Source organism: Pseudomonas sp. MWU12-2020, assembly GCF_023100605.1.
Lineage (GTDB): Bacteria > Pseudomonadota > Gammaproteobacteria > Pseudomonadales > Pseudomonadaceae > Aquipseudomonas > Aquipseudomonas fluorescens_H.
Window position 1 is genome coordinate 152,832 of sequence record NZ_JALMEX010000002.1, and the last position, 25,080, is coordinate 177,911.

Here is a 25,080-nt window from a genome sequence, read left to right on the forward strand (position 1 = left end):
AAACAGGGTGTTTGCGGATTTTTCTGTCGGTAAACGCAATCCTGCAGGCGCGTTTAAATCACACAAACCGTTACGCCACCGGACCTACAACACCTTGCGCCGTTACCTACGCGTACGCCAGAATCCGCCGGCTTACACGGCTATGGGCCGGGCTATATCGTTTCCCTGTCACTGAAAATCAGTGATCGGGTTTGGTAGCCCGTCTGTAATAGCTGTATGGCAACACCTATTCAGTCTCTTTCTTGAGGCTCGGTTTTATGGTGGTCATGCGTGGGGCTCATTCGTGAGCGCCGGGTTCCTATTGCAGCCGGTCTACCAACCCGCGTATGGCCGCCACCCATCGTTTGGTAGCGTGGGTGATGGCTCCTTGGAATCTGCGATAGGAGTTACATCCATGTTCAAAGCCACGCCCAATCCACCAAAAACTGATCCAACCCCTCACCACCCAGAGCTTGAGTCCCAAAAGACAAAAGAAGCCGCCGACCGCGCACTCGACTTTTACCTTGGCCCCGATATCCCGAAGTACTTCCCACCCAAGGCCCGCCCCATCTACATGGTCGATCCCACGCTCGATGACGAAACACTGCTCGTCGAAGCCAGTGAATCACTGTCATCAGCCAACGCCATGGCCGGCAATATCGCCAACTCGGTGAAAGGCCCTGAGCGCAAACCGCTGCTGGCGCTGCAACAGGTGATCATGCTGAACGAGCTGTTGGTCAATCGACTGCTGGATAAGCTGCGGTTGCCTCAATAATTTTGCTGGCCGTTATGGCCTCATCGCGAGCAGGCTCACTCCTACAGAGGATCGTAGCCGGGCACATGCTCTGTGATTACCGCAGTTCAACAGTGGGAGCGAGCCTGCTCGCGAAAGCGGTCTGCCAAGCGCCATCAATTTCAAATAGGCAATAAAAAACCGGAAGCTTTCGCTAGCCGGTTTTCACGATCAAAAGATCGCAGCCTGCGGCAGCTCCTACACAGTTACTTGTAGGATCTGCCGCAGGCTGCGATCTTTTTGGATTTACTTTGTAATGGGTAGCCTGCCAGTGATCACAAATTTATCGAACACTTTCTGACCATCACGCGCGGCTTGCCGAACATCCAGGAATGTCAGTTCATCACGAACTTTCTGTTTGTGGGGTTTTTGCGTGGGGTATGTATTCATGCTGGCCGATCTGCGTGATTGAGTAGCGACCGGCAAACGATAGAACTTGGCTGCACCGAGCACCAGTCGGCGCATTCTGGCGCAGTTGTAGGCAGTGTCTGCATTGCCTGAGTGAGATCGTCGTTGGCAGAGAAGGCCTCATCGCGAGCAGGCTCGCTCCCACATTTGGAATGCATTTCCCTGTGGGAGCGAGCCTGCTCGCGATTGCGATCTGCCAAGCACCATTACTTTCAGACCAGCAACAAAAAACCCGGACGCTTTCGCCTTCCGGTCTTTGAAGATCAAAAGATCGCAGCCTTCGGCAGCTCCTGCATTGGAATGCATGTTCCTGTAGGCGCTGCCGAAGGCTGCGATCTTTTGCTTTTAGCGGTTGAACCGCTCCACCAACGAATACTGGGTATTCGCCGTCTTCGTCAGCTCTTCACTCAACAACGCCGAGTTATGTGCCTGTTCCGAGGTCTGGTCCGCCAGTTCCGAAATATTGCTGATGTTGCGGCTGATCTCCTCAGCCACCGCACTTTGCTCTTCGGTCGCCGCCGCAATCTGGGTGGTCATGTCGGTGATGTTGGCCACTGCTTCGCTGATGCCGACCAGTGCCTGATCCGCTTCCAGTACCCGCGCCACACCTTCTTCGGCCTGGCGATGCCCGGCTTCCATGGTTTGCACGGCGCTGCTCGCAGTCTGCTGCAACTTGGCGATCAGGGCATGGATCTGCCCGGTGGATTCGCTGGTGCGTTGCGCCAGTTGGCGCACTTCGTCGGCGACCACGGCAAAGCCACGGCCCATCTCGCCGGCACGGGCCGCTTCGATGGCGGCGTTGAGGGCGAGCAGGTTGGTCTGGTCGGCGATGCCTTTGATCACATCCACCACGCCGCCGATTTCGTCGCTGTCCTTGGCCAGTTGGGTGACGGTCAGGCCGGTTTCGCCGACCACTACCGACAGGCGCTGGATGGCTTCGCGGGTTTCCCCGGCGATGTCGCGGCCGCGACCGGTCAGGCGATTGGCTTCCTGAGTGGCGTCAGCGGTGCGCTGCACGTGGCTGGCGACTTCCTGGGTGGTGGCGGCCATCTGGTTGACGGCGGTGGCGACCTGTTCGGTTTCCACGCGCTGGCGTTCCAGACCGCTGGAGCTGTTGTGCGCCAGGGCGTCGGACTGTTTGGCCTGATCGGTCAGGTGCTCGGCGGTGTCCTGCAGACGGGTCAGGCAGGTTTTCAGGCGGGCTTCCTGGCTGAGGATCGACATCTCCAGACGTGCCTGCGCGCCACGGCTGTCGGTATACATCTGTGCGATCAGCGGGTCGGAGGTGGTCTGTTCGGCCAGGCGCAGCAGGCGCTTGAGCCCGCGTTGTTGCCATTGCAGGCCCATCAGGCCCAGCGGTACCGACAGACCAGCGGCCAGGGCGAAGCCCCAGTGCGAGTTCAGGGTCGCGCCGATCACGAAGCTCAGTTGGCTGACCAGAATGAACGGCAGCCAGTCCTGCAGCACCGGCAGCCATTTGTCGCTGGAAGGAATTGCCGACTTGCCCTGGTTGATGCGTTGGTAGAGCGCTTCGGCACGGCGGATCTGTTCGGCAGTGGGTTTGATCCGCACCGACTCGTAACCGACCACCTGATTGCCGTCGAACACCGGTGTCACGTAGGCGTTGACCCAGTAATGGTCACCGGATTTGCAGCGATTCTTGACAATGCCCATCCATGGCAAGCCTTGTTTCAGTGTGCCCCACATGTGCGAAAACACCGCCGCCGGGACGTCGGGGTGACGAACCAGGTTGTGCGGCGCACGGATCAGCTCTTCACGCGAAAACCCGCTGATTTCGACGAAAGCGTCGTTGCAGTAGGTGATCACGCCTTTGGCGTCGGTTGTGGAAATCAACCGCTGCTGAGCCGGGAAAGTCCGTTCGCGTTGTGTAATGGGCTGGTTATTACGCATGGTTTTTCAATCCGCAAGGCTTTGAAAGGTTGTCGGCGCTGTCAGGAAATTATTGAAGTTTTTTTTCAGATATAAGTACGGCGTCGCAAAACCGCTCTTGCTTCAAGCAACCAGCATCGGATAGGTGAACAGCGCAAAATGCAGCAGGTTCAGCCCGAAATGCGTGGCGATCGCTGCCGCTAATCCACCGAAACGGTAGGCCAGACCATAGCCGACACCCGCCAGACCCGCGAGCAACACCCAGTGCCAGCCAGCACCCGCATGTGCCAGGCCGAAGATCAGCGACGCCAGCAGCAGGGCTAGATTGTCGCCGTGGGGCAGGTGCTTGAACAGGCGGCTCAGGCCTCCCTGTATATAGCCGCGAAACAGCGCCTCCTCGACCAGGGTCACCAGCAGCAGATTGTTCAGCAGCCACAGCCACGCCTGATCGGGCCACTTCGGCGCCCAGGCGATCATGCCGAACAGAAGCGCGCCGCCCAGCGCCATTACGGCGCTCAACGTCAGACCCAGGACGCTGGCGAACACCGTCAGACGCAGCGAGCGTGCCGCGACGATCCACGGGCAGGCCAGCAACAGCCAGAAGCCGAGCAAGGGTTTGTCCAGATTGAGGTACATCACGAAAGGCACGGCGTCGTCGGTGAAGCGCATCCGGGCGATGGCCCGACCGTTGTCGAACCCCGGCAACCAGTGCAGCGCCAGCGACAGGGCGAGGAAGATAAACAGCGCGTGTCCCAGCAACCGTGCCACCGGCACCTGCTGTTGGCGCACGGCGAAACCGGCCACCAGCAACAATCCGACCGAGATCAGCGCGAGCCAGCCGAGGTGGCCAATGCTCAGCGCCCACCCGTAACCGAGGCTGAGAAGCGCCAGATAGACCCATGGCAACGCCTTCATCGAAAGTCCTTGTGCAGAATTTTGTGGAAGGGCTTTCTACACGGGTGGGGGCGTTGGGACAAGTAAAGCTGTGGCGGGAGGTGGGGACAACACAAAGCACGATCGCCAGACCCGGATCCCTTGTGGGAGCGGGCTTGCTCGCGAAAGCGGTGTATCAGACAACATCCATGTCGCCTGACACTCCCTCTTCGCGAGCAAGCCCGCTCCCACAGTAGATCTGTGTGTGGCTGAGGAATCAGCGCAAATCGAGCTTCGCCGCAGCGCGCTCGGTGATTGCAGTACGCGCCTTCAACGACGCCGCTGCACGATTACGAGCCTCTTCGACGACAGCACTCGGCGCTGTCTGCGGGCTGCCGGATTCAAACGGCGGGGCCGGCGCATATTCCAGTTGCAGCTGGATCAACTGCGCCGCCTCAGCCCCCACCAGTTCGGCGGCCAGCACCAGCGCAAAGTCGATCCCCGCGGTAATCCCGCCACCGGTAAACAGATTGCCGTCGCGCACCACCCGGTCCTGCACCGCAATCGCGCCGAGTTTCGGCAGCAGTTCGTGATAGGCCCAGTGGGTGGTCGCGCGTTTGCCTTTCAGCAGTCCCGCCGCGCCCAGCACCAGCGAACCGGTGCACACCGACGTCACATACCTGGCCTGCGCCGCCTGACGCTTGATGAAGCCCAGCGTCTGCTCATCTTCCATCAAAGGCCCGACCCCGGCGCCGCCGGGAATGCAGATCACATCCAGATTCGGGCAGTCGTCGAAGGTGGTGGTCGGTTTCAGCAGCAGGCCGGTGCTGGCGGTGACCGGCACCAGATCTTTCCAGATCAGATGCACCTGCACGTCCGGCAGCGAGGCCAGCACGTCATAGGGGCCGGTCAGGTCCAGTTGCTGCACCTGTGGAAACAACAGAAAACCGATCTGCAACGTCATGGGGGATTTCTCCATTTGAGGGGTGGACGGCTTCACTGTAGGCGCGTAGGTTCTGGCGCATACGCCAATCACCCCACGAATTACGCCAAATGCCCAAAGTCATCCATGTACTCGCGTTTGCCAACATGCAGATCCTCGATGTCACCGGCCCGCTGCAAGTGTTCGCCTCGGCCAACGACATCGCCCGCCAGCGCGGCTTGCCCGTGCCGTATGCGCCATCGGTGATTGCCTGCGAAGGCGGAGCGGTGATGTCCTCGGCGGGGCTGGCGGTGCTCGCCGAGCCGTTGCCGCAAGACGCCAGCGACACGCTGATTATCGCGGGTGGTTGGGGGATCTATCCGGCATCCGAAGATGAGTCGCTGGTGGATTGGGTACGCGAGCACGCAGCGAAATGTCGACGCGTTGCCTCGGTGTGTACGGGGGCATTTCTACTGGCGGCGAGCGGCTGGCTCGACGGGCGCCGCGTGGTCACCCACTGGACCCGTTGCGAGCAACTCGCGCAGCAGCATCCGAAGCTGCAGGTCGAAGCCAATCCGATCTTCATCAACGACGGCCCGGTATGGACTTCGGCAGGCGTCACCGCCGGTATCGATCTGGCACTGGCGATGGTCGAGGAAGATCTGGGCAGTGATATTGCTCTCGACGTCGCCCGGCATCTGGTGGTGTTCCTCAAACGGCCGGGCGGGCAGTCGCAGTTCAGTGTGACCCTGGCCCTGCAGAATCAGGGCAATCGCTTTGATGAGCTGCACGCCTGGATCGCCGAAAACCTCACCTGCGACCTCGGCGTCCCGACCCTGGCCGAACAGGCCGGCATGAGCGAACGCAGTTTCGTCCGCCACTACCGCGCCGACACCGGCCAGACCCCGGCCCGCGCCATCGAACTGATCCGCGTCGAAACCGCGCGGCGTCTGCTCAGTGACACCGTGCTGCCGGTGAAACGGATTGCGGCCAACTGCGGGTTTGGCAGTGAAGAAACGTTGCGCCGCAGTTTTCTGCGGGCGATTGGCGTGACGCCGCAGGCGTATCGGGAGCGGTTTTCGGTCAGCGCTGCAGCAGATCCAGTAGTGCCTTGAGCGTTTGCTGCGGTGCTTCTTCGGGAATGTTGTGGCCGACACCGGGCAGCACGCGCCTTTCGTACAGGCCGGTGAAGTGCGCAAGGTCTTCATCGACTTCCGGCGCCGGACCGACCCCGTCGTCGGCACCGCACAGGGAGATAGTGGGCACGCTGATCGGCGGTTGTTTGATCAACGCGTCTTCCATCCATTGCAGCGCCGGATCGCCTGCGGCGTACATGAAGCGATGACGGTAGGAATGAATCACCACGTCAACGAAGTCCGGGTTGTCGAAGGCCGGTGCGCTCAGCGGATAACGTTCGGCGTTGCGTGCCCAGGTCGGTGACCACAATTTCCAGAGCAGTTCACAGAACGCCTGCCGGTTTTGCGTCAGGCCCGCGACGCCGCGTGGCGTGTGGAAATAGTACTGGTACCAATAACGGTGCTCGGTCTCGGGATCCAGTGGTCGGGTCGAATTGGCGATGTCCTGCACGTTATAGCCATCCCCCGTCACCAGCCCGCGCACCCGCTCGGGAAACAACGCCGCAACGATGCACGCTGCCCGACCGCCCCAGTCGTAACCGCAAAGCGTGGCCTGTTCGATACCCAGCGCATCCATCAACTCCAGCAAATCCTGAGCGAGGGCCGCTTGCTGGCCGGAGCGCAGTGTTTCGGGGTGGTTGAAGCGAGTCGGCCCGTAACCGCGCAGGTACGGGACGATCACCCGATAACCGTGGGCGCCGAGGGCGGGGGCGATTTCATCGTACGCCCGAGGCGAGTAGGGGAAACCATGCAGCAATATGACCGCGTCGCCGCTGGACGGGCCGTGCTGTTCAAAGGCAACGGTCAAGTTGGGTGTCGGTACGCGTTGAATGTCAGACACGGCAGACTCCACGGCAATGGGCGTCAGGCAACACTAGACCATTCTATTGTGGCGAGGGAGCTTGCTCCCGCTGGACTGCGCAGCAGGTCCATTCGAGTATGGGGTCGCTTCGCAACCCGGCGGGAGCAAGCTCCCTCGCCACAGGGGAAGCGCCACTTTTCGGCGTCAATACCGCTAAGCCTCGGCTTCCGCCACCTGATTGAAATACTTCGTCCGATCCGGGGTAAACGTTACCCGCATCTTCGTCCGCGAGCAGGTCAGCGAACGTTCTTCAGCCAGATCAATATCCAGATCCTCGCCTCGCAAGCCCTGCCACTGGGCGAGGTATTTCAGTGAGCCGTATTTCTCGTTTTTCTTCAGGCTGCGGCTCACGCCTCCTTTCCAGCCGAGTACCGGCAGTTCGCCGGCGAGGCATTGTTGCGCAAGGTCGGGGAAGCGCGTGGCGCGCTGGCGGCCGATTTCCCAGCATTTGATCAGGCCTTTGTCGGCGGCTTCCCAGAGTTGGGTGCGGGTCAGGCCGGTGCGCAGGGGCGTGGCAATGGGGCGATGGACATGCAGGGTCATTCTGGTTCCTTGAATTCGGGTTTTATTGGACAGCTCCGCTGTGCCCGTTGCGGTGGATGGTAGGGGGGGATGTAACAGCTGGCAACAGGGTATTTCAGGGTGTAAGTGCAGGTTACGGGGGAGGGATTGGGCGGAGATTGTTTAGACGAAGTAGGAGCTGAATGACTTGGCGTGTGGCGAGGGAGCTTGCTCCCGCTCGGCTGCGAAGCAGGCGCAAAGCCAGACAATGCGGTTCTTCTGGAGAAGTGGGGACGCAGGCATTGGGGCCGCTTCGCGACCCGGCGGGAGCAAGCTCCCTCGCCACAGAAGTTCACCAACGTTTATTTTTGTGTAGGAATCAGTCCTGCAAAAGCCGAGTTGTAAGGGATATTTCCGACAGAGTGCGGCGAATATTACGGCTGCCAAACACTCTTCTCCCCACTCAAACGCCGATCCAGAAAACTCGCCGCGCTGATCAGCGCCAGATGCGTCAGCGCCTGCGGGGTGTTGCCCAGATGCCGGCCCTTGCTGTCGAACTCTTCGGCGTACAGCCCCAGCGGGTTCGCATAGCGCAGCAGTTGTTCGAACTCCAGGTGGGCCTTTTCCACCTGACCGGCCCGGGCCAGGCATTCGACGTACCAGAACGAGCAGGCAGCAAATGCGCCTTCGGTGCCGCTCAAACCGTCGATGTTGGCGTCGTCGTTGCGATAGCGATAGACCATGCCGTCGCGCACCAAGTGCTTTTCGATGGCTTCAAGGGTCGACAGCCAGCGTGGGTCCTTGGCGCTGACGAAGCGCACCAGCGGCATCAGCAGCATCGAGCCGTCGAGCGCGGTGCCGCCCTTGTACTGGACGAAATGCCCGCGCTCCTCGTCCCAGAAGTTGTCCCAGATGTCGGCGTAGATCGCCTGGCGGGTCTGGTCCCATTGGGCGAACGGTGCCGGCAGTGAGCGTTTCGAGGCCAGGCGAATCGCCCGGTCCAGTGCCACCCAGCACATCAGTCGCGAGTGCAGAAAGTGATGCTGCTCACCGCGCATTTCCCAAATGCCGACATCGGTGGTCTGCCAGCTCTCACAGACCTGATCGACCACTTCACGCACGTGTTTCCAGCCCTGATGGGAAATCGCGTCGCCGTACTTGTTGACCAGATACACCGCGTCCATCAGTTCGCCAAAGATATCGAGCTGAATCTGGTCGTACGCGCCATTGCCGATGCGCACCGGTTGCGCGCCGCCATGACCGGAGAGGTGGGAGAGTTCGGTTTCCGGCAATTCCTGACGGCCATCGATCGCATACAGGATGTTGAGTTTGGTTGACTGCCCATGGCAATCGCTGACCCGCCCGCGCAGCCAGCCCATGTAGGCGTTGGCCTCAGCGACAAAGCCCAAGCGCATGAACGCGTAAACGGTGAACGAGGCGTCGCGGATCCAGGTGTAGCGATAGTCCCAGTTGCGCTCGCCGCCGGGGGTTTCCGGCAGACCGAAGGTGGCGGCGGCGAGGATCGCGCCGTGCTTGCGCGAGGTCAGCAGTTTCAGCGCCAGCGCCGAGCGGTTGACCATTTCCCGCCAGCGTCCGCGGTAGTTGGACTGGCCGATCCAGTCACGCCAGAACTTCAGCGTGCGTTCCACGCACATTTTTGCGCCGTCATCCTTGAAGCGTGGATCGTCGGCCCCCCCGAGGAGGAATTCGGCGTTCTGATCCTGGTTCAAACTGAACGATGCGACGGCCGATTCGCCATCGATCTGCAGCGCCTGATCCGCCACCAGCCGCAGCGACGGCTGACCCTCGGCGCTGAAAACCACCGATTGTTCGTCCATCTGCGCCCGGGTGTTGGCGCGGGCGTAGTCATGGCGCACCGCGCAGCGCATATGAAAAGTGGCCTGGCCGCTGACCACACGCACCCGGCGCATCAGCAGCGGCAGGTCATCGACACTGTCGCCGATCGGCAGCAGGTCGGTGATCTCCACCACCGCATGTTCGCTGAGCCAGCGGGTTTGCAAAACGTTGGTGTCCGGCAGGTAGATCTGCTCGCGTCGGGCATCGGGCAGATCCGGGGCGAGCTGGAAAATCCCCGCCTCGGGCGTGTCGAGCAGCGAACAGAAAATTGACGGGCTGTCGAATTCCGGCCAGCAGAAAAAATCCACGCTGCCCTTGTCGTTGACCAGTGCGGCACTGCGCAGGTCGCCGATGATGCCGTGGGCGTCGATCGGGCTTTGTCGTTCAGGATGATGCTCAGCCATTGCCACGAAACTCCGGATAAAGACTCATGCCGCCGTCGATGAACAGGGTGGTGCCGACGATGTAGTCGGCAGCGTCGGAAGCGAGAAACACCACCGCGTTGGCGATGTCCTCGACATCACCGATGCGTCCGTAGGGAATCAGATCCAGCAGTTTTTCGCCGGCTGCGCCTTCGGTGGCGTCTTGGTTGATGGCGGTGCGAATCGCCCCCGGCGCGATGCTGTTGATGCGGATGCGCTGATGGCTGACTTCCTGGGCGAGGGTCTGCATCAACTGGTCGACGCCACCCTTGGAGGCTGCGTAGTTGACGTGCCCGGCCCATGGAATGCGCTGGTGCACCGAACTCATGTGAATGATCTTGCCGGCGGCGCGGGACACGCCTTCACGCACGCCTTGGCGGTTGAAAATCCGCAGCGCGGCGCGGGCGCAGAGGAACTGGCCGGTGAGGTTGACGCCGATCACCGTGTTCCAGTCTTCCAGCGTCATGTCCACCGCCGCGGCGTCCTTTTGCAGGCCGGAATTGGCCAGCAGAATGTCCAGCGAACCAAAGGCGTCCAGAGTCTCGGCGAACAACCGTTCGACCTCGTCTTCCTTCGACACATCGGCACCGATGGCCAGTGCCTGACCGCCATCGGCAATGATCTGCCGGGCCAGCGCTTCGGCGGGTTCCGCCTGACGGTTGTAATTGATGACGACGGCTGCACCGGCAGCGGCGAGGGCTTTGGCGGCGGCGTGGCCGATGCCGGAGCTGGCGCCGGTGATCAGGGCTACTTGTCGGGCGAGGGAAATCTGCATGCGAAGTCGTGCCTTGCGTGAGGGCCTATTTAGCTGACTGGTCGCAAGTGGAGAGAGTTCAAGAGCAAAGATCAAAAGATCGCAGCCTTCGGCAGCTCCTACATGGAAATGCGATCACCTGTAGGAGCTGCGGCACGCTGCGATCTTTTGCTCTTCAGGCCTTCACATTCCACCAACAATTCCCTGCTTCCACGCCCGTCAGCCTTTATGGCAACTTGGCCGCCCCTGATGAGGCTGCAACCCATGGCAAACCCCTACCGCGAATTATTCACCGCCCCCGGCACCCGGGCTTTTGTACTGGCCGGGATGATCGCGCGCATGCCGATTTCCATGACCGGCATCGGCGTGATCACCATGCTTTCGCAACTGAAGGGCGGGTACGCGCTGGCCGGTGCGGTGGCGGCGACCTTTGCCCTGGCCACGGCGTTTTGTGCGCCGCAGGTCTCGCGTCTGGTGGATCGTTTCGGTCAGGGCAAGGTGCTGCCGCTGTCGGCATTGATCGGTGGCGGGGCGCTGTTGATGTTGCTGCTGTGCACCCGCTTGCAGGCGCCGACCTGGACGCTGTTCATCTTCGCCGCGCTGGCCGGTTGCATGCCAAGCATGTCGGCGATGGTGCGCGCGCGCTGGACCGAGATCTATCGCGGCCAGCCGCAATTGCAGACCGCTTATGCACTGGAATCCGTGCTCGATGAAGTTTGTTTCATCGTCGGCCCGCCATTGTCGGTGGGGCTATGCGTGGTGGCGTTTCCCGAGGCCGGGCCATTGGCCGCGCTGTTGGCGCTGGCGGTCGGCGTAACGGCGTTTGTCGCCCAGCGCAGCACCGAACCGGCGGTGCACCCGCAGGAGTCGCAGCATCAGGGTTCGATCGTTCGCTCGACCGACGTGCAATGGCTGCTGGCGTTGATGCTGGCCATGGGCGTCATCGTTGGCGTGGTCGATGTGGTCAGCGTTGCCTTCGCCCAGCAGCAGGGTCAGCCGGCGGCGGCGAGCATCGTGTTGTCGGTGTATGCCATCGGCTCGTGCCTGGCCGGTATCGCCTTCGGGGCAATGCGCTCGACCCTGCCGTTGCCGCGGCTGTTTCTGTACGGCGGTGTGGCGACGGCGGTGACCACGCTGCCGCTGTTGCTGGCGAGCAATATTTTCGGTTTGTCGCTGGCGGTGTTCGTCGCCGGGCTGTTCTTCTCGCCGACGCTGATCGTCGCCATGGCGCTGGTTGAACGCATCGTGCCGCCGGCCAAGCTCACCGAAGGCCTGACCTGGCTGGTCACCGGTCTGAGCATCGGTGTGGCGATTGGCGCGGCCGGATCCGGCGCACTGGTGGACGCCTTCGGTGCGCGCAGCGGATTCTGGCTGGCGATCGCGGCCGGCGCGGTGGTGCTGGGTTCGGCTGTGCAGAGTTTCCGCCATTTGAAGTGATCGGCATTCGGACTAATTCGCGCCACGCCTCATCCGTTCTCTTTTACAGATAACCCATTGAGGTAAACGCGGTGACAAAGCTGACACTGCTGTGCCTGCCCTATTCGGGCGCCAGCGCGATGGTCTATAGCCGCTGGCGGCGCCAACTGCCGTCATGGCTGCAATTGCAACCGGTGGAGTTGCCCGGGCGCGGTGCCCGTTTCGACGAACCCCTGCAAACTGACATGCGAGCCCTGGCCCGCCAGTTGGCCCGTGAGCACAAACCCGGCCTGCAAACGCCTTACGCCCTGTTCGGCCACAGCCTCGGCGCGCTGCTGGCGTGCGAGATGGCGCACGCCTTTCGCGAGCTCGGCGCGCCGGAACCGGTGGCGCTGTTCGCCTCCGGCACGGCGGCGCCGACCATGCGCAGCGACTACGATCGCGGGTTTGCCGAAGCGCGCAGCGATGAGGAATTGATCGATCAACTGCGCACCTTTCAGGGCACCAGCGAAGAAGTGCTGGCCAACCAGGAACTCATGAGCCTGACGCTGCCGGTGCTGCGCGCCGACTTCATGATGTGCGGACGCTTCAGTCCGGCGCAGCGGCCGCTGCTCAATTGCCCGGTGCATGTGCTGGGCGGCAAGGAAGACCGCGCGACCACCGAGCAACTGATCGGCTGGAGCAAGGAAACCCTGGGCAGTTTTTCCGTGGACATGATGACCGGTGGGCATTTCTTCATTCATGAGCACGAAGCCCGGGTGATCCGCACGATCAAGACGCATCTGGAAGTCCATCACCGGCGTCATGCGCAAGCGGCGGCACCGGCGTTTTGACGCACCGCTCACTATCGAGTGATTACAGGAGGCCAGTCATGGCTGTTGCTGTGGAATTTTCCGTTCGGCCGCTGCTGCCGCAACGAGGGCGCTTGCCGCTGTTGGTGGAGGCGACCGAGGCGGATACCGATCTGTTGGCGGTGTTCGATGAAGTGAAAGCGCTGGTCGATGAGCATCTGCTGCGCGATGGCGGGGTGCTGTTCCGCGGATTTCGTCTCGACGGCGCTGAACAGTTTCGTCAGTTCGCGGCCAGTTTCGGTCATCCGCTGTTGAACTACGAGTTCGGTTCCACACCGCGCACCAACGTCACCCAAGGCGTATATACCTCGACCGAATACCCGGCGCACCAGAGCATTCCGCTGCACAACGAACAGGCCTACTCCCGCGACTGGCCGATGAAGATCTGGTTCTACAGCATGATCGCGGCGAAGTCCGGTGGCGAAACGCCGATTGCCGACAGTCGCGAAGTCTATCGGCGTATTCCGGTGGCCATTCGTGAGCGCTTTGTCAGCAAAGGCCTGATGTATGTGCGCAATTTCGGCAACGGTCTGGATGTGGCTTGGGAAGATGTGTTCAACACCGACGACCGCGAGGTCGTCGAGGCGTACTGCAAGGCCCATGGCATCCTTTGCGAGTGGAAGGATGACGGCGAGTTGCGTACCCGTCAGACCTGTCAGGCGGTGGCGGTGCACCCGGTGACCGGCGATCACGTCTGGTTCAATCAGGCGCACCTGTTCCACATCTCCAACTTGCAGCCGGAAGTGCGCGAAAGCCTGTTGGACATCGTCGATGAGGAGGACTTGCCGCGTAACGTTTATTACGGTGACGGCTCGGCCATCGAAGACGAAGTGCTGGCGCAGATCCGGGCGGTGCTCGATGAATGCGCGATCAGTTTTCCGTGGCAGGAAGGCGACGTACTGATGCTCGACAATATGTTGTCGGCCCATGCGCGTTCGCCGTTCGAAGGGCCGCGCAAAGTCATCGTGGCCATGGCCGAGGGGCATTCCCAAGGCCCGCTCTGAGCCATTCGGGAGGTTGCCCGTGAAGGTGCCGAAGCCGGTCTTGGACCGGCTTCGGCATTTTTGCGTCGGTGTGGGTAACCGCCGGGGCGCTGTTGCGCCAGTGCGCTAAATCATTGCGTTTGTCATTCGTTCTTGTTGATACGACCGGGCCTCCTGGTCACGCCGCCGATCAGCAAGGACCCAATGCATGAATGCCGCAGACGCACAGAAACTAGCCCGCCGCTTTATCGAACTGCCGCAGGACAAACGCCGTTTGTTTCTCGCCGGCATGGCCCGCGAAGGCATCGATTTTGCGCAGCTTCCCATGACCGCCTGTGACGGGATCGCCGAGCGTGACGGCCTGTCCTACGCCCAGCAACGGATGTGGTTTCTCTGGCAACTGGATCCGCAAAGTGCTGCCTACAACCTGCCGATGGCCGTGCGTCTGAACGGCGCGTTGCAGGTGCAAGCGCTGGAGCAGGCGTTCAGCCTGCTGGTCGCGCGGCACGAATGTCTGCGCACCACCTTCGGTCAGGTCGGCGAGTGTGCCTTCCAGCGCGTGGCCGAGCCGCAGGCGCTGCAACTGCCCCTCACCGATTTGAGCGCCGTGCCCGAACAGCAGCGCTGGCCGCTCGCGCAACAGCACATGATGGCTGAAGCCACGCAAGCGTTCGATCTGCAGAACGGCCCGCTGCTGAGCCTGCGCCTGTTGCGCCTGGCCGAGCAGGAGCACGTGCTCCTGCTGACCTTGCACCACATCATTGCCGATGGCTGGTCGATGAATATTCTCATCGACGAGTTCATGCGTACCTACGATGCGCTGGTGGCGGGGCGCGAACCATCGTTGCCGGCGCTGACCGTGCATTACCGCGATTACGCGCTGTGGCAGCGCAGCTGGCTGGAGGCAGGTGAGCGCGAACGGCAACTGGACTACTGGCGCGCACAATTGGGCGACGAGCATCCGGTCTTGGAGTTGCCGACCGACCGCGCTTATCCGGCACAATCGAGTCACCAGGGCGCGCGTCTGGAAACGGTCATTGATGCGGCGCTGCGTCAGGAGCTGAAAAGCCTTGCCCAGCGTCAGGGCGTGACCCTGTTCGTGGTGCTGCTGGCGGCGTTCAAGACGTTGTTGCATCGCTACAGCGGGCAGACCGACATTCGCGTCGGCGGCCTGATTGCCAACCGCACCCGCAGCGAAACGGAAGGGCTGATCGGCTTCTTCGTCAACACCCAGATCCTGCGCAGCGAAGTCACCGCGCAAACCCGTTTCACCGAGCTGTTGCAGCGGCTGCGCGAGGCCGCACTCGGCGCGCAGGTTCATCAAGAGCTGCCGTTCGACGCCTTGATCGAGGCCCTGCAACCGGCGCGTAGCCAAAGCCACAATCCGCTGTTTCAGGTGATGTTCAACCATCAGCCGCTGGTGACCGACTTGCAGCATGTGCAGTTGGAATCGGGTTTGCAGGTGGGTTATCTGACGCAAGAGCAACTGGCCGGCAGCGCTCGGCAACATGCGGCCACCAGCGATTTGATGCTCGATACCCGCGAAGAAGGCGAGCAGCTGTTCGCCGCCTTCACGTACGCCACCGATATTTTTGATGCCGCGACCATCGCCGCGATGGCCGGGCATTGGCGCAACATTCTTGAATCCGTCTGCCGCGACCCGCAGCAGGTCATCGGCGAAGTCGCGCTGCTGGCAGATGCCGAGCGCGCGCAACTGATTCAGGCCACTGCTGCGGCGCCGCGTTTCGCCAGCGTGCAAAACCTGTTCGAGGCGCAAGTGGCACGTACGCCGCAGGCAACGGCCGTGATCCTCGCCACCGCGCCGTCACCGTCACTGACCTATGCCGAACTCAATGCGCGCAGCAATCGCCTGGCGCATCAGCTGCGCGCGCGCGGTGTCGGCCCGGACGTGCTGGTCGGTGTGGCGTTGGGGCGCTCGCTGGAGCTGGCGGTGGCGTTGCTGGCCGTGCTCAAGGCGGGCGGCGCCTATGTGCCGCTGGACCCGCAAACTCCGGCTGAACGGTTACGTCACGTGCTGGATGACAGTGGCTTGAAACTGCTGCTGACCGACAGCGCCAGTCTTGCCAGCCTGCCGGCGCTGGAGGCTGTCGAGTGCCTGTGCCTGGAGCAATTGTCCGGTGAGACTCCGGCCGACAACCTGTCGTTAACGGTCGCGCCGCAGAATCTTGCCTACGTGATCTACACCTCCGGTTCCACCGGGCGGCCGAAAGGCGTGGCGGTCAGTCACGGCGCACTGAGTGAATTCATCGACCGCGCCATCGATTACAGCGACTTGCGCGAAGGTGACCGGGTCCTGCAGTTCGCCACCAGCAGCTTCGACGGTTTTGTCGAGCAGTTCTTCCCGCCGCTGTGCCATGGCGCCGCTGTGGTGCTGCGCGATGCGCCATTGTGGGACAGCGCAACGTTGCGTCAGGTGATTGTCGATCACGGCATCACCCTGGCAGACCTGCCGGCCGCGTACTGGTATTGGCTGGTGCAGGAATATGCAGCGCAGCCGCCGGCCGGTTTTGGCGCGCTGCGACAGATCCACGTCGGTGGCGAGGCCATGGCGGTGGACGGTTTGCGTCTGTGGCAACAGGCCGGGCTGGGGCATGTGCGGTTGCTCAACACCTACGGTCCGACCGAAGCCACGGTGGTTTCGACGATTCATGATTGCAGTGTACTGACGGCAGACGCCGTGTCCTGGCGCGGCATCCCGATTGGCAAGGGGCTCGATGCCCGGCGTCTGTACGTGCTGGACGATGATTTGAACCTGCTGCCGCAAGGTGCGGTGGGCGAGTTGTACATCGGTGGCCCGGGCCTGGCCCGTGGTTATCACCGTCAGCCGATGCTCAGTGCCGAGCGCTTTATCGCCGACCCGTTCGCCGCAGGGCAGCGTCTGTACCGCACCGGGGACCGTGCCCGACTGCGAGGCGATGGCGCGTTGGAGTATGTCGGCCGAGTCGACCATCAAGTGAAGATCCGCGGTTTCCGCATCGAGCTGGGCGAAATCGAGTCGCGCCTGCAACAGTGCCCGGGCATTCGCGAGGCGGTGGTTCTGGCGGTGCCGCTCAGTGGCGGCCAGCAACTGGTGGCGTACGTGGTCGGCGAGCACGCCGTGCTGGAAAGCGCCGCCACCCAGTCGGCGTTCCGCCAGCAAATCCGCACCGCGCTGCAAGCCCATCTGCCGGACTACATGGTGCCGGGGCATTTGCTGTTGTTGCCGAATCTGCCGCTGACACCGAGCGGCAAGCTCGACCGCAAGGCCTTGCCGGCGCCGGATGCGAGCCAGTTGCAAGGCGACTATCGCGCGCCGCAAACCGACACCGAGCAGTGTCTGGCGCAAATCTGGGCCGAGGTCCTGCAAGTGTCGCGGGTCGGTCTGGATGATCACTTTTTTGAATTGGGCGGCCATTCGCTGCTGGCCGCGCAGGTGATCGCGCGCATCAAAACTCAATTGGGCGTGGTCTTGCCATTGCGCAGCCTGTTCGAAAAACCGTTGCTGGCCGATCTGGCGGCAGTGCTGGCGCAACAGGTGGACAGTGCAACGGATGACGACTGGTCCGACATGGATCAGTTCATGAATGCTTTGGAAGGAGAAGAAGTATGAGCGGCACCATGGCGGAGCGTATCGCTAAAAGATTCGTCGGTTTGCCGCTGGAGCAGCGTCGACAGTTTCTGGCCAGACTGCGCGAGGACGGCAAGGACTTCAGCCTGTTGCCGCTGCCGGTCAGTCGTCACGAGGTCACGCCGATACCGTTGTCGTTCGCTCAGCAACGCCTGCTGTTTCTCTGGCAACTCGAACCGCAGAGCGCCGCTTACAACATGGCGGCCGGCCTGCGCCTGAAAGGGCGTCTGGACGAATCGGCGCTGCAACGCTCTTTCGATCATCTGGTCGCGCGCCACGAAGTGCTGCGCACCGTGTTCCACACCGACGGCGATCAGCCGCAGCAGGTGATTCTCGAGCAGCAACCGATCGCTCTGGAACGGATTGACCTGACCAGCCTCGCGGCTTCGCAGCGCGAGCCGGCCTTGGCGCAACAGGTGCAGACAGTCACCGCGCGACCGTTCGATTTGCGCCATGGACCGCTGCTGCGTGCGAGTCTGTTTGCTCTGGCCGAAGAGGAATTCGTGCTGGTGGTGAGCATGCACCACATCGTCTCCGACGGTTGGTCGATGGACGTGATGGTCAAGGAATTCGTCCAGTGTTATCAGGCTTTCAGTCTTCAGCGCGAGCCGCAGTTGCCGGCGCTGCCGTTGCAATACGCCGACTATGCGATCTGGCAGCGGCGCTGGCTGGAAGCCGGCGAGGGCGAGCGTCAACTCGATTACTGGCGTCAGCAGCTCGGTGAGGAACATCCGCTGCTGGAAGTGGCGCCGGACTTTGCCCGGCCCCTGACGCAAAGCTTCGCAGGCCAGACCCTGAGCTTTGATTTCGGTGCGCAACTGTCCCTGCAACTCAATGCATTTGCCCGCAGCAAGGGCATCAGTCTGTTCATGCTGGTGCTGGCGGGTTTCTCGCTGTTCCTCTCGCGTCAGGCCGGGCAGCGCGACATTCGCGTCGGCGTGCCGAATGCCAATCGTGGCCGTGCCGAAGTCGAAGGGTTGATCGGTTTCTTCGTCAACACCCAGGTGTTGCGTTGCGAGATCGATGAGCGCGGCAGTTTCGAAGACTTGCTGGCGCAGGTGCGCGAGGCGGCGTTCGGCGCGCAGGCCCATCAGGAGCTGCCATTCGAGCAACTGGTGGACGAATTGGTGGCGGAACGAACCCTGGGCCACAACCCGCTGTTCCAGGCCAAGTTCAACCAGAACGTCGGTATGCAGAAACAGCGCTCGATGAACCTGCCGGGACTGAGCGTGGCCGAGTATCCGCTGGACAAGGACGGCACCCACTTTGATCTGGCGCTGGACATCACCGACGACGGCACGCTGATCCACGGCCAGCTGACCTATGCCAGCGATCTATATCGCGCACAAACCGTCGAGGGCTTTGTGCCGGCGTTACTCGGTCTGTTCGGCGAATTGCTCAAGGCACCGCAAGCGCCGTTGCACAGCGTCGCCACGCGGGCTCCGGTGGTGCTCGCAGCACCGGGCGAACCGGCGTTGTCAGTGTTGCAGCAGTGGGCTCGTCAAGTGGCGCAACAGCCCGAAGCACCGGCTGCGCGCGACCTGCATCAGACCCTGAGTTTTCAGGCGCTGGACCAGGCCGCCAATCGTCTGGCCCATCATCTGCTGGCGCAGGGCATCAGCCCCGGCCAACCGGTAGCGGTGCTGATGGAGCGTTCGCTGGACTGGCTGACCTGTGTGCTGGCGATCTTCAAGGCCGCAGCGGTGTACATGCCGCTGGACGTGAAGGCGCCGAACGCGCGCTTGCAGCAGATGCTCGGCAATGCCGGCGCGCGCCTGCTGTTGTGCGCGCAAGGGGATGCGCGGGTGTCCGCGCTGGCGGTCGACGGTTGTCAGGGGCTCGCGTATGCCCCGCAACAGTGGCAACAAGAGGCGGATGTCAGCCCGGTGGTGCCACTGTTTGCGCAGTCCCCGGCGTATGTGATTCACACCTCCGGTTCCACCGGGCAACCCAAGGGCGTGCTGGTCAGTCACGGGGCGCTGGGCAGTTACGTGCGCGCTGTGCTGGAGCGCCTCGCGCCGACGCCGGACACCAGCATGGCGCTGGTGTCGACCATTGCGGCGGATCTGGGCTTCACGGTGTTGTTCGGCGCGCTGTGTTCCGGTCGCCTGTTGCACGTATTGCCGGAAGAACTGGGTTTCGACCCGGATCGATTTGCCGAGTACATGGCTACGCATCAAGTGGGCATGCTGAAAATCGTCCCGGGGCACCTGGCGGCGTTGTTGCAGGCTGGCCGCGCCGCCGATGTGCTGCCGACGCAGGCGCTGATCGTCGGCGGCGAAGCCTGCTCGCCGGCACTGCTGGAACGCGTGCGTCAGCTCAAGCCGGAGTGCCGCATCATCAACCACTACGGGCCGAGCGAAACCACGGTCGGTGTGCTGACCCACGAGGTCAGTGAGCTGGCGGCCGACGCGCGCAGCGTTCCGGTCGGCACCGCGCTGAGCGGTGCGCAGGTCTACATCGTCGACGATGTGCTGAACAATGTCGCCGATCAGGTGGCCGGCGAGTTGTACATCGGAGGTGACAGCGTGGCGCTGGGGTATCTCGGGCAACCGGGTCTGACTGCCGAGCGCTTCCTGCCTGATCCGTTCGGCGCCCCGGGTGCGCGGGTCTATCGCAGCGGTGACCGGGTGCGGCGCAATCGTCAGCAAGCGGTGGAGTTCATCGGTCGCGCCGACGATCAGGTCAAGGTGCGTGGTTATCGCGTCGAACCGGCGGAAGTCGGGCGGGTGCTGCTCGGCCTTGACGGCGTCAGTGAGGCGGCGGTGCTCGCCCTGGCCCTGGATGACGATCCGGCGCGCCTGCAACTGGTGGCGTGGTGTGTACCGGCGGCCGCTGCGACCGTGCAGGCACACGCTCTGCGCGAGCAGTTGCAGGCGTGCCTGCCGGAGTACATGGTGCCGGCGCAGATTGTGCTGCTGGAGCAACTGCCGCTGACGGCCAATGGCAAACTCGACAAGCGTGCCTTGCCGGTGCCGGGCGTGGTCACGCAGCATTTCGTTGCGCCGGTGGGGGAGGTCGAAGAGAAGCTGGCGGCAATCTGGGCCGAAGTGCTCAAGCTTGAGCGCGTGGGCACCAGCGACAACTTCTTCGAGCTGGGCGGTGACTCCATCCTCAGCCTGCAGATCATTGCCCGGGCCAAGCGCCAAGGGATCAAGCTGAGTCCCAAGCAACTGTTCGAAAAACAGACCATTGGCCAGTTGGCTGCGGTGGCCAGGCTGATCGAAGCCAAACCGGTGGCGGCCACGGCGCCGAATCGTGGGCCGCTGCCGTTGTTGCCGATTCAGGCACGCTTCTTCGAGACCGACATTGCCCAGCGTCAACACTGGAACCAGTCGGTCATGTTGCAACCGACCACCACCCTTGACGCCAATCACCTGCGCTCTGCGTTGGCGGCACTGGTCGAACAGCACGATGCACTCGCGCTGAATTTCCAGTGCTCGGGCGATACGTGGCAGGCACTGGCGCAGACCCAGCGTGATCCGGAGTTGTTGTGGCTGCGCGAGCTGGACAGTCTGGCGGCGTTGCCGGCACTCGCTGACGAAGCCCAGCGCAGCCTCGATCTGCAACAGGGACGCTTGCTGCGTGCGGTGCTGGTGAACCTGCCGCACGCTGAGCAACGCCTGTTGCTGGTCATTCATCACCTGGTGGTCGACGGAGTGTCCTGGCGCATTCTGCTGGAGGATCTGCAGCACGCTTACACCGCACTCGCCGCCGGCACGCCGCTGGTTCTGGCGGGTAAGAGCACGTCGCTGCACAGCTGGGCCGAACATCTGCAACGGTATGCGCAAAGCGAGGCGCTGGCTGCCGAGAGCGACTACTGGCGCGCAACCCTGGAGGCGGGCGACGCACAACTGCCGCGAGATTTCCCGCAGGACAGTCAGACCCGTGCCGAGGCGGCCCGGGCCAGTTCGCGCCTGAGTCAGGCGCTGACCCACAAGCTGCTCAAAGTCGCTCCCGCGGCGTATCGCACGCAAATCAACGATCTGCTGCTGACCGCGCTGGCGCGGGTGTTGTGCGACTGGAGCGCACAGCCTTCGGTATTGATTCAGCTCGAAGGGCACGGTCGCGAAGACCTGTTCGACGAGGTCGATCTGAGTCGCACGGTCGGCTGGTTCAGCAGCCTGTTCCCGGTACGCCTGACCCCGGATGTGAATCCGGGTGCCTCCTTGTGTGCGATCAAGGAACAACTGCGTGCGGTGCCGGGCAAAGGCATCGGTTATGGCGTGCTGCGATATCTGAGCCGACGCGCCGAGCTGCAGGAATTGCCGCAGCCGCGCGTGACGTTCAACTATCTGGGCCAGTTCGACGGTGCCTTCAGCGCTGACGAGGGCGCGCTGTTCGTGCCAAGTGGCGAAAGCACCGGCGCCAATCAGGACGCCGCTGCACCGTTGGGCAACTGGCTGAGCATCGATGGTCAGGTGTACGGCGGTGAACTGGAGCTGACCTGGACCTTCGGCACGGGCATGTACCGCGCAGAAACCATCGCGGCGCTGGCCGAAGCCTATCGGCGTGAGCTGGAGCGTCTGATCGAACACTGCTGCGACAGCGGTGAAGCAGGCGTCACGCCGTCGGACTTCAGTCTGGCGACCTTGACCCAGGCACAGCTGTCGGCACTGCCAATCCCGGCCCGTGACATCGTCGATCTGTACCCGTTGTCGCCGATGCAGCAAGGCATTCTGTTCCATAGCGTCAACGATCCGGACAGCCCGGCGTACACCAACCAGTTGCGTGTCGACGTGCAACAACTGGACGCCGAGCGCTTCCGTCAGGCCTGGCAGCACACCGTTGAGGCCCACGAAATTCTGCGCAGCGCATTCATCTGGCCGCAGGATGCCGCCGCGGCGGTGCAAGTGGTGCGGCACCACGTGCAGATGCCATGGCAGGTCGAGGATTGGCGTGGCCGGGCTGACCTCGGCGCAGCGCTGGAACAACTGGCCAGTGACGATCTTGCCAGCGGGTTCGACCTGAGCGCCGCGCCGCTGTTGCGGGTGACGCTGGTGCGCACCGACGAAGCGACATATCACTTGATCTACACCTGTCATCACATCCTGATGGATGGCTGGAGCACCTCGCAGTTGTTCGGCGAAGTGTTGCAGCGCTACGCCGGTCTGGCCCCGGCCGCGCCCCAGGGGCGCTATCGCGACTATATCGAGTGGCTCGGCCAGCGTGATCAGCAGGCCAGCCGTGCGTTCTGGACGGCGGCGCTGGCCGACCTGGAAGAGCCGACGCGACTGGCCGGCGCCGTGTCGGGCGCGCCGCTGGCGGCAGTCGGTTACGCCGACCACGAGCATGTGTTCAGCGCGGCATTGACCGCCGACCTGAACCGTTTTGCCCGCGAGCAGAAAGTCACCCTCAACACTTTGGTGCAGGCGGCGTGGCTGGTGCTGTTGCAGCGTTACACCGGTCAGGACAACGTGGCGTTCGGTGCCACCGTTGCCGGACGTCCCACCGACCTGCCGGGTGTCGAGCAGCAGATCGGTCTGTTCATCAATACCCTGCCGGTGGTGGCGGCGCCGTCCGCGGAAATCGTCGTCAGTCAGTGGTTGCAACAGGTGCAGGGCCTCAATCTGGCGCTGCGTGAGCACGAACATACGCCGCTCTACGACATTCAGCGTTGGGCGGGAACCGCTGCCGGGGCGTTGTTCGACAGCATACTGGTGTTCGAAAACTACCCGATGGCCGAAGCCCTGCAACAAGGCCCGGCCACCGGCCTGACGTTCTCGGCGATTCGTCGTCAGGAACAGACCAACTACCCACTGACGCTGGTGGCGGTCACCGGTCGCGAGCTGAGTCTGGGGATCAGTTACGATCAGGCCAGTTTCGCCGCGAACACAGTCGTTGCCTTGAGTGCGCAGTTGGAAAGCCTGCTGACGCAGTTCCTCGCCGATGCCGCTCAGCCACTCGGCGCGTTGCAATTGCTCGCAGCGCCGCAGCGCGAAGAGGCGATCAATTGGGGCAAGGCTGCCGTCACCGCGACGGACACTCGCACGGTGCTGGAACACATCGCCGCGCAACTGCAGCGGCAACCACAGGCGCAGGCCGTGGTGTTCGCCGAGCAATCGATCGATTACCAGAGCCTCGATACCCGGGCCAATCGTCTGGCGCACAAACTGCAAACCTTGGGTGTCGGGCCGGAAGTGCGCGTGGGCGTGTGCATGCGCCGCACCCCGGACATGCTCGTCGGTCTGCTGGCGATCCTCAAGGCCGGTGGCGCTTATGTGCCGCTGGATCCGGACTACCCGCAGGAACGTTTGCTGCACATGCTCGACGACAGTCACGCCGCCGTGCTGCTCACCGAACCCGCGGCGCAGGCGATGCTGCCTGAAGCGTTGAGTGCGCAGGTAGTGCTGGTGGATGAGGACGCGCTCTGCGAGTTCCCGTCTACCGCCCCGGTGGCGAAAGTGACGGCGCAGAATCTGGCGTATGTCATCTACACCTCGGGTTCCACCGGCAAGCCGAAAGGCGTGGCGATTACCCACGGCAACCTGTCGGCGCTGATTCAGTGGTCGGCGGGTGTGTATCGCGCAGAACAACTGCGCGGTGTGCTGGCGTCGACGTCGATCTGCTTCGACCTGTCGGTCTGGGAAATCTTCGTCACGCTGGCCTGCGGCGGTTGTCTGGTACTGGCGGACAACGCACTGGCACTGGCCGATCTGCCGGGCCGCGAACAGGTCACCTTGATCAACACGGTGCCGTCGGCGATTGCCGCGCTGCAACGTGCCGGGCAGATTCCGCGCTCGGTCAAGACCATCAACCTGGCCGGTGAACCGCTCAAGCAAAGTCTGGTGGATACCTTGTATGCGAGCACCTCGGTGCAGCAGGTCTACGACCTGTACGGGCCGTCGGAAGACACCACCTATTCGACCTTCACCCTGCGTACGCCGCAAGGGCAGGCGAACATCGGCCGGCCGCTGGAAAACACCGTCGCGTACCTGCTCGACAGTCAGTTGCAGGTGCTGCCTCAAGGTGTGCCGGCCGAGCTGTACCTGGGCGGTGCCGGCGTGACCCGTGGCTACCTGATGAAGGCCGCGTTGACCGCCGAACGCTTTGTGCCGAACCCTTACGCGAGCAACGGCGAACGGCTGTACCGCAGCGGCGACCTGGTGCGCCAGGGCAGTGACGGCAACATCGAATACATTGGTCGCGCCGACCATCAAGTGAAGATTCGCGGGTTCCGTATCGAACTCAGCGAGATCGAGGCGCGGCTGCTGGAGCAGGCGGACATTGGTGAAGCGGTGGTGCTCGCCCAGGACGGTGCGGCCGGTAAACACCTGCACGCCTACGTCGTACCAGCGCAGCCGGTGGGCGATCAGGTCGCGTTGGCGGAACGCTTGCGCAGCGCTCTGGCTGCGCGCCTGCCGGCGCACATGGTGCCGGGGCACTTGCACCTGATTGACGCCATCCCGCTGACGCCTAACGGCAAGCTGGATCGCAAGGCGCTGATGACCCTGGGCGACAGTCCGGCGCAGCAGCAGTATCAGGCGCCACAGACCGATCTGCAGTGGGAAGTGGCGACGGTCTGGCAGGAGGTGCTGGAGGTCGAGCGCGTCGGGCTGGCGGACAATTTCTTCCAGCTCGGCGGGCACTCGTTGCTGGCCACGCTGGTGGTGACCCGGATCAAGGAACGTCTGGGTGACAAGGTGCCGCTCAAGGAGTTGTTTGAAACCGATACCCTCAAGGCGTTCTGTGCGCGGATCGAGGCCCTGCGTGTCGAAATGTCGCCCGTTCAGGATGAATTGGCTAAATCCCTGGAGGCCCTCAAACGTCTATCCCTCGATGATCTGGAAAAACTGATTTCTTGA

The 25,080-nt window shown here is 62.7% G+C and carries 14 protein-coding genes; 7 read left to right on the forward strand and 7 right to left on the reverse strand.

Going from position 1 to position 25,080, the window contains the following annotated elements; translation table 11 throughout:
• Positions 1–394: 394 nt before the first annotated feature.
• The gene (locus M0814_RS04990; RefSeq protein ID WP_103484089.1) at positions 395–754 is read left to right on the forward strand and encodes a hypothetical protein; all 360 of its coding nucleotides are present in this window, start codon (positions 395–397) and stop codon (positions 752–754) included.
• A 771-nt stretch (positions 755–1,525) separates the two neighbouring features.
• Here M0814_RS04990 and M0814_RS04995 read toward each other — a convergent pair.
• The 3 genes from M0814_RS04995 to inhA form a co-directional block, all read right to left on the reverse strand.
• Positions 1,526–3,091 carry a PAS domain-containing methyl-accepting chemotaxis protein gene (locus M0814_RS04995; RefSeq protein ID WP_003223402.1) on the reverse strand — a complete coding sequence of 522 codons (1,566 nt, stop codon included), beginning with the start codon at positions 3,089–3,091 and terminating at the stop codon, positions 1,526–1,528.
• Between the two features lie 102 nt (positions 3,092–3,193).
• Positions 3,194–3,985, reverse strand: coding sequence for a type II CAAX endopeptidase family protein (locus M0814_RS05000; protein ID WP_103484091.1), 792 nt, complete (start codon positions 3,983–3,985; stop codon positions 3,194–3,196).
• 235 nt (positions 3,986–4,220) lie between these two features.
• Complete coding sequence (gene inhA, locus M0814_RS05005) at positions 4,221–4,907, reverse strand: isonitrile hydratase (protein ID WP_103484092.1); 687 nt, start codon at positions 4,905–4,907, stop codon at positions 4,221–4,223.
• An 89-nt stretch (positions 4,908–4,996) separates the two neighbouring features.
• On the opposite strand from inhA, the gene M0814_RS05010 reads away from it, so the two are divergent.
• Positions 4,997–5,980: a GlxA family transcriptional regulator gene (locus M0814_RS05010; protein WP_103484093.1), complete on the forward strand. Its 984-nt coding sequence runs from the start codon at positions 4,997–4,999 to the stop codon at positions 5,978–5,980.
• Here M0814_RS05010 and M0814_RS05015 read toward each other — a convergent pair.
• From M0814_RS05015 to M0814_RS05030, 4 genes are all read right to left on the reverse strand, one after another.
• Complete coding sequence (locus M0814_RS05015; protein ID WP_103484094.1) at positions 5,949–6,842, reverse strand: alpha/beta hydrolase; 894 nt, start codon at positions 6,840–6,842, stop codon at positions 5,949–5,951. The genes M0814_RS05010 and M0814_RS05015 overlap by 32 nt on opposite strands.
• 174 nt (positions 6,843–7,016) lie before the next feature.
• Positions 7,017–7,406: a hypothetical protein gene (locus M0814_RS05020; RefSeq protein WP_103484095.1), complete on the reverse strand. Its 390-nt coding sequence runs from the start codon at positions 7,404–7,406 to the stop codon at positions 7,017–7,019.
• A 392-nt stretch (positions 7,407–7,798) separates the two neighbouring features.
• Positions 7,799–9,625, reverse strand: a complete 1,827-nt coding sequence (locus M0814_RS05025) for a glycoside hydrolase family 15 protein (RefSeq protein WP_103484096.1) — start codon at positions 9,623–9,625, stop codon at positions 7,799–7,801.
• Positions 9,618–10,418, reverse strand: coding sequence for a glucose 1-dehydrogenase (locus M0814_RS05030; protein ID WP_103484097.1), 801 nt, complete (start codon positions 10,416–10,418; stop codon positions 9,618–9,620). Before M0814_RS05030 ends, M0814_RS05025 begins: the two co-directional genes overlap by 8 nt.
• 243 nt (positions 10,419–10,661) lie before the next feature.
• On the opposite strand from M0814_RS05030, the gene M0814_RS05035 reads away from it, so the two are divergent.
• The 5 genes from M0814_RS05035 to M0814_RS05055 all read left to right on the forward strand — a co-directional run bounded on the left by M0814_RS05035 (position 10,662) and on the right by M0814_RS05055 (position 25,080).
• A complete protein-coding gene (locus tag M0814_RS05035) occupies positions 10,662–11,834 on the forward strand; it encodes an MFS transporter (RefSeq protein ID WP_103484098.1) in 1,173 nt (390 codons plus the stop codon).
• A gap of 71 nt (positions 11,835–11,905) precedes the next feature.
• Positions 11,906–12,646, forward strand: a complete 741-nt coding sequence (locus M0814_RS05040) for an alpha/beta fold hydrolase (protein WP_003223420.1) — start codon at positions 11,906–11,908, stop codon at positions 12,644–12,646.
• 38 nt (positions 12,647–12,684) lie between these two features.
• Positions 12,685–13,668 (forward strand): TauD/TfdA family dioxygenase, encoded by a 984-nt coding sequence (locus M0814_RS05045; protein WP_103484099.1) that lies wholly within the window; start codon positions 12,685–12,687, stop codon positions 13,666–13,668.
• A 187-nt stretch (positions 13,669–13,855) separates the two neighbouring features.
• On the forward strand, positions 13,856–17,257 hold the full coding sequence (locus M0814_RS05050) for a non-ribosomal peptide synthetase (RefSeq protein WP_103484100.1): 3,402 nt from the start codon (positions 13,856–13,858) through the stop codon (positions 17,255–17,257).
• Positions 17,254–25,080, forward strand: coding sequence for a non-ribosomal peptide synthetase (locus tag M0814_RS05055; RefSeq protein ID WP_103484101.1), 7,827 nt, complete (start codon positions 17,254–17,256; stop codon positions 25,078–25,080). The genes M0814_RS05050 and M0814_RS05055 overlap by 4 nt, the downstream gene beginning before the upstream one ends.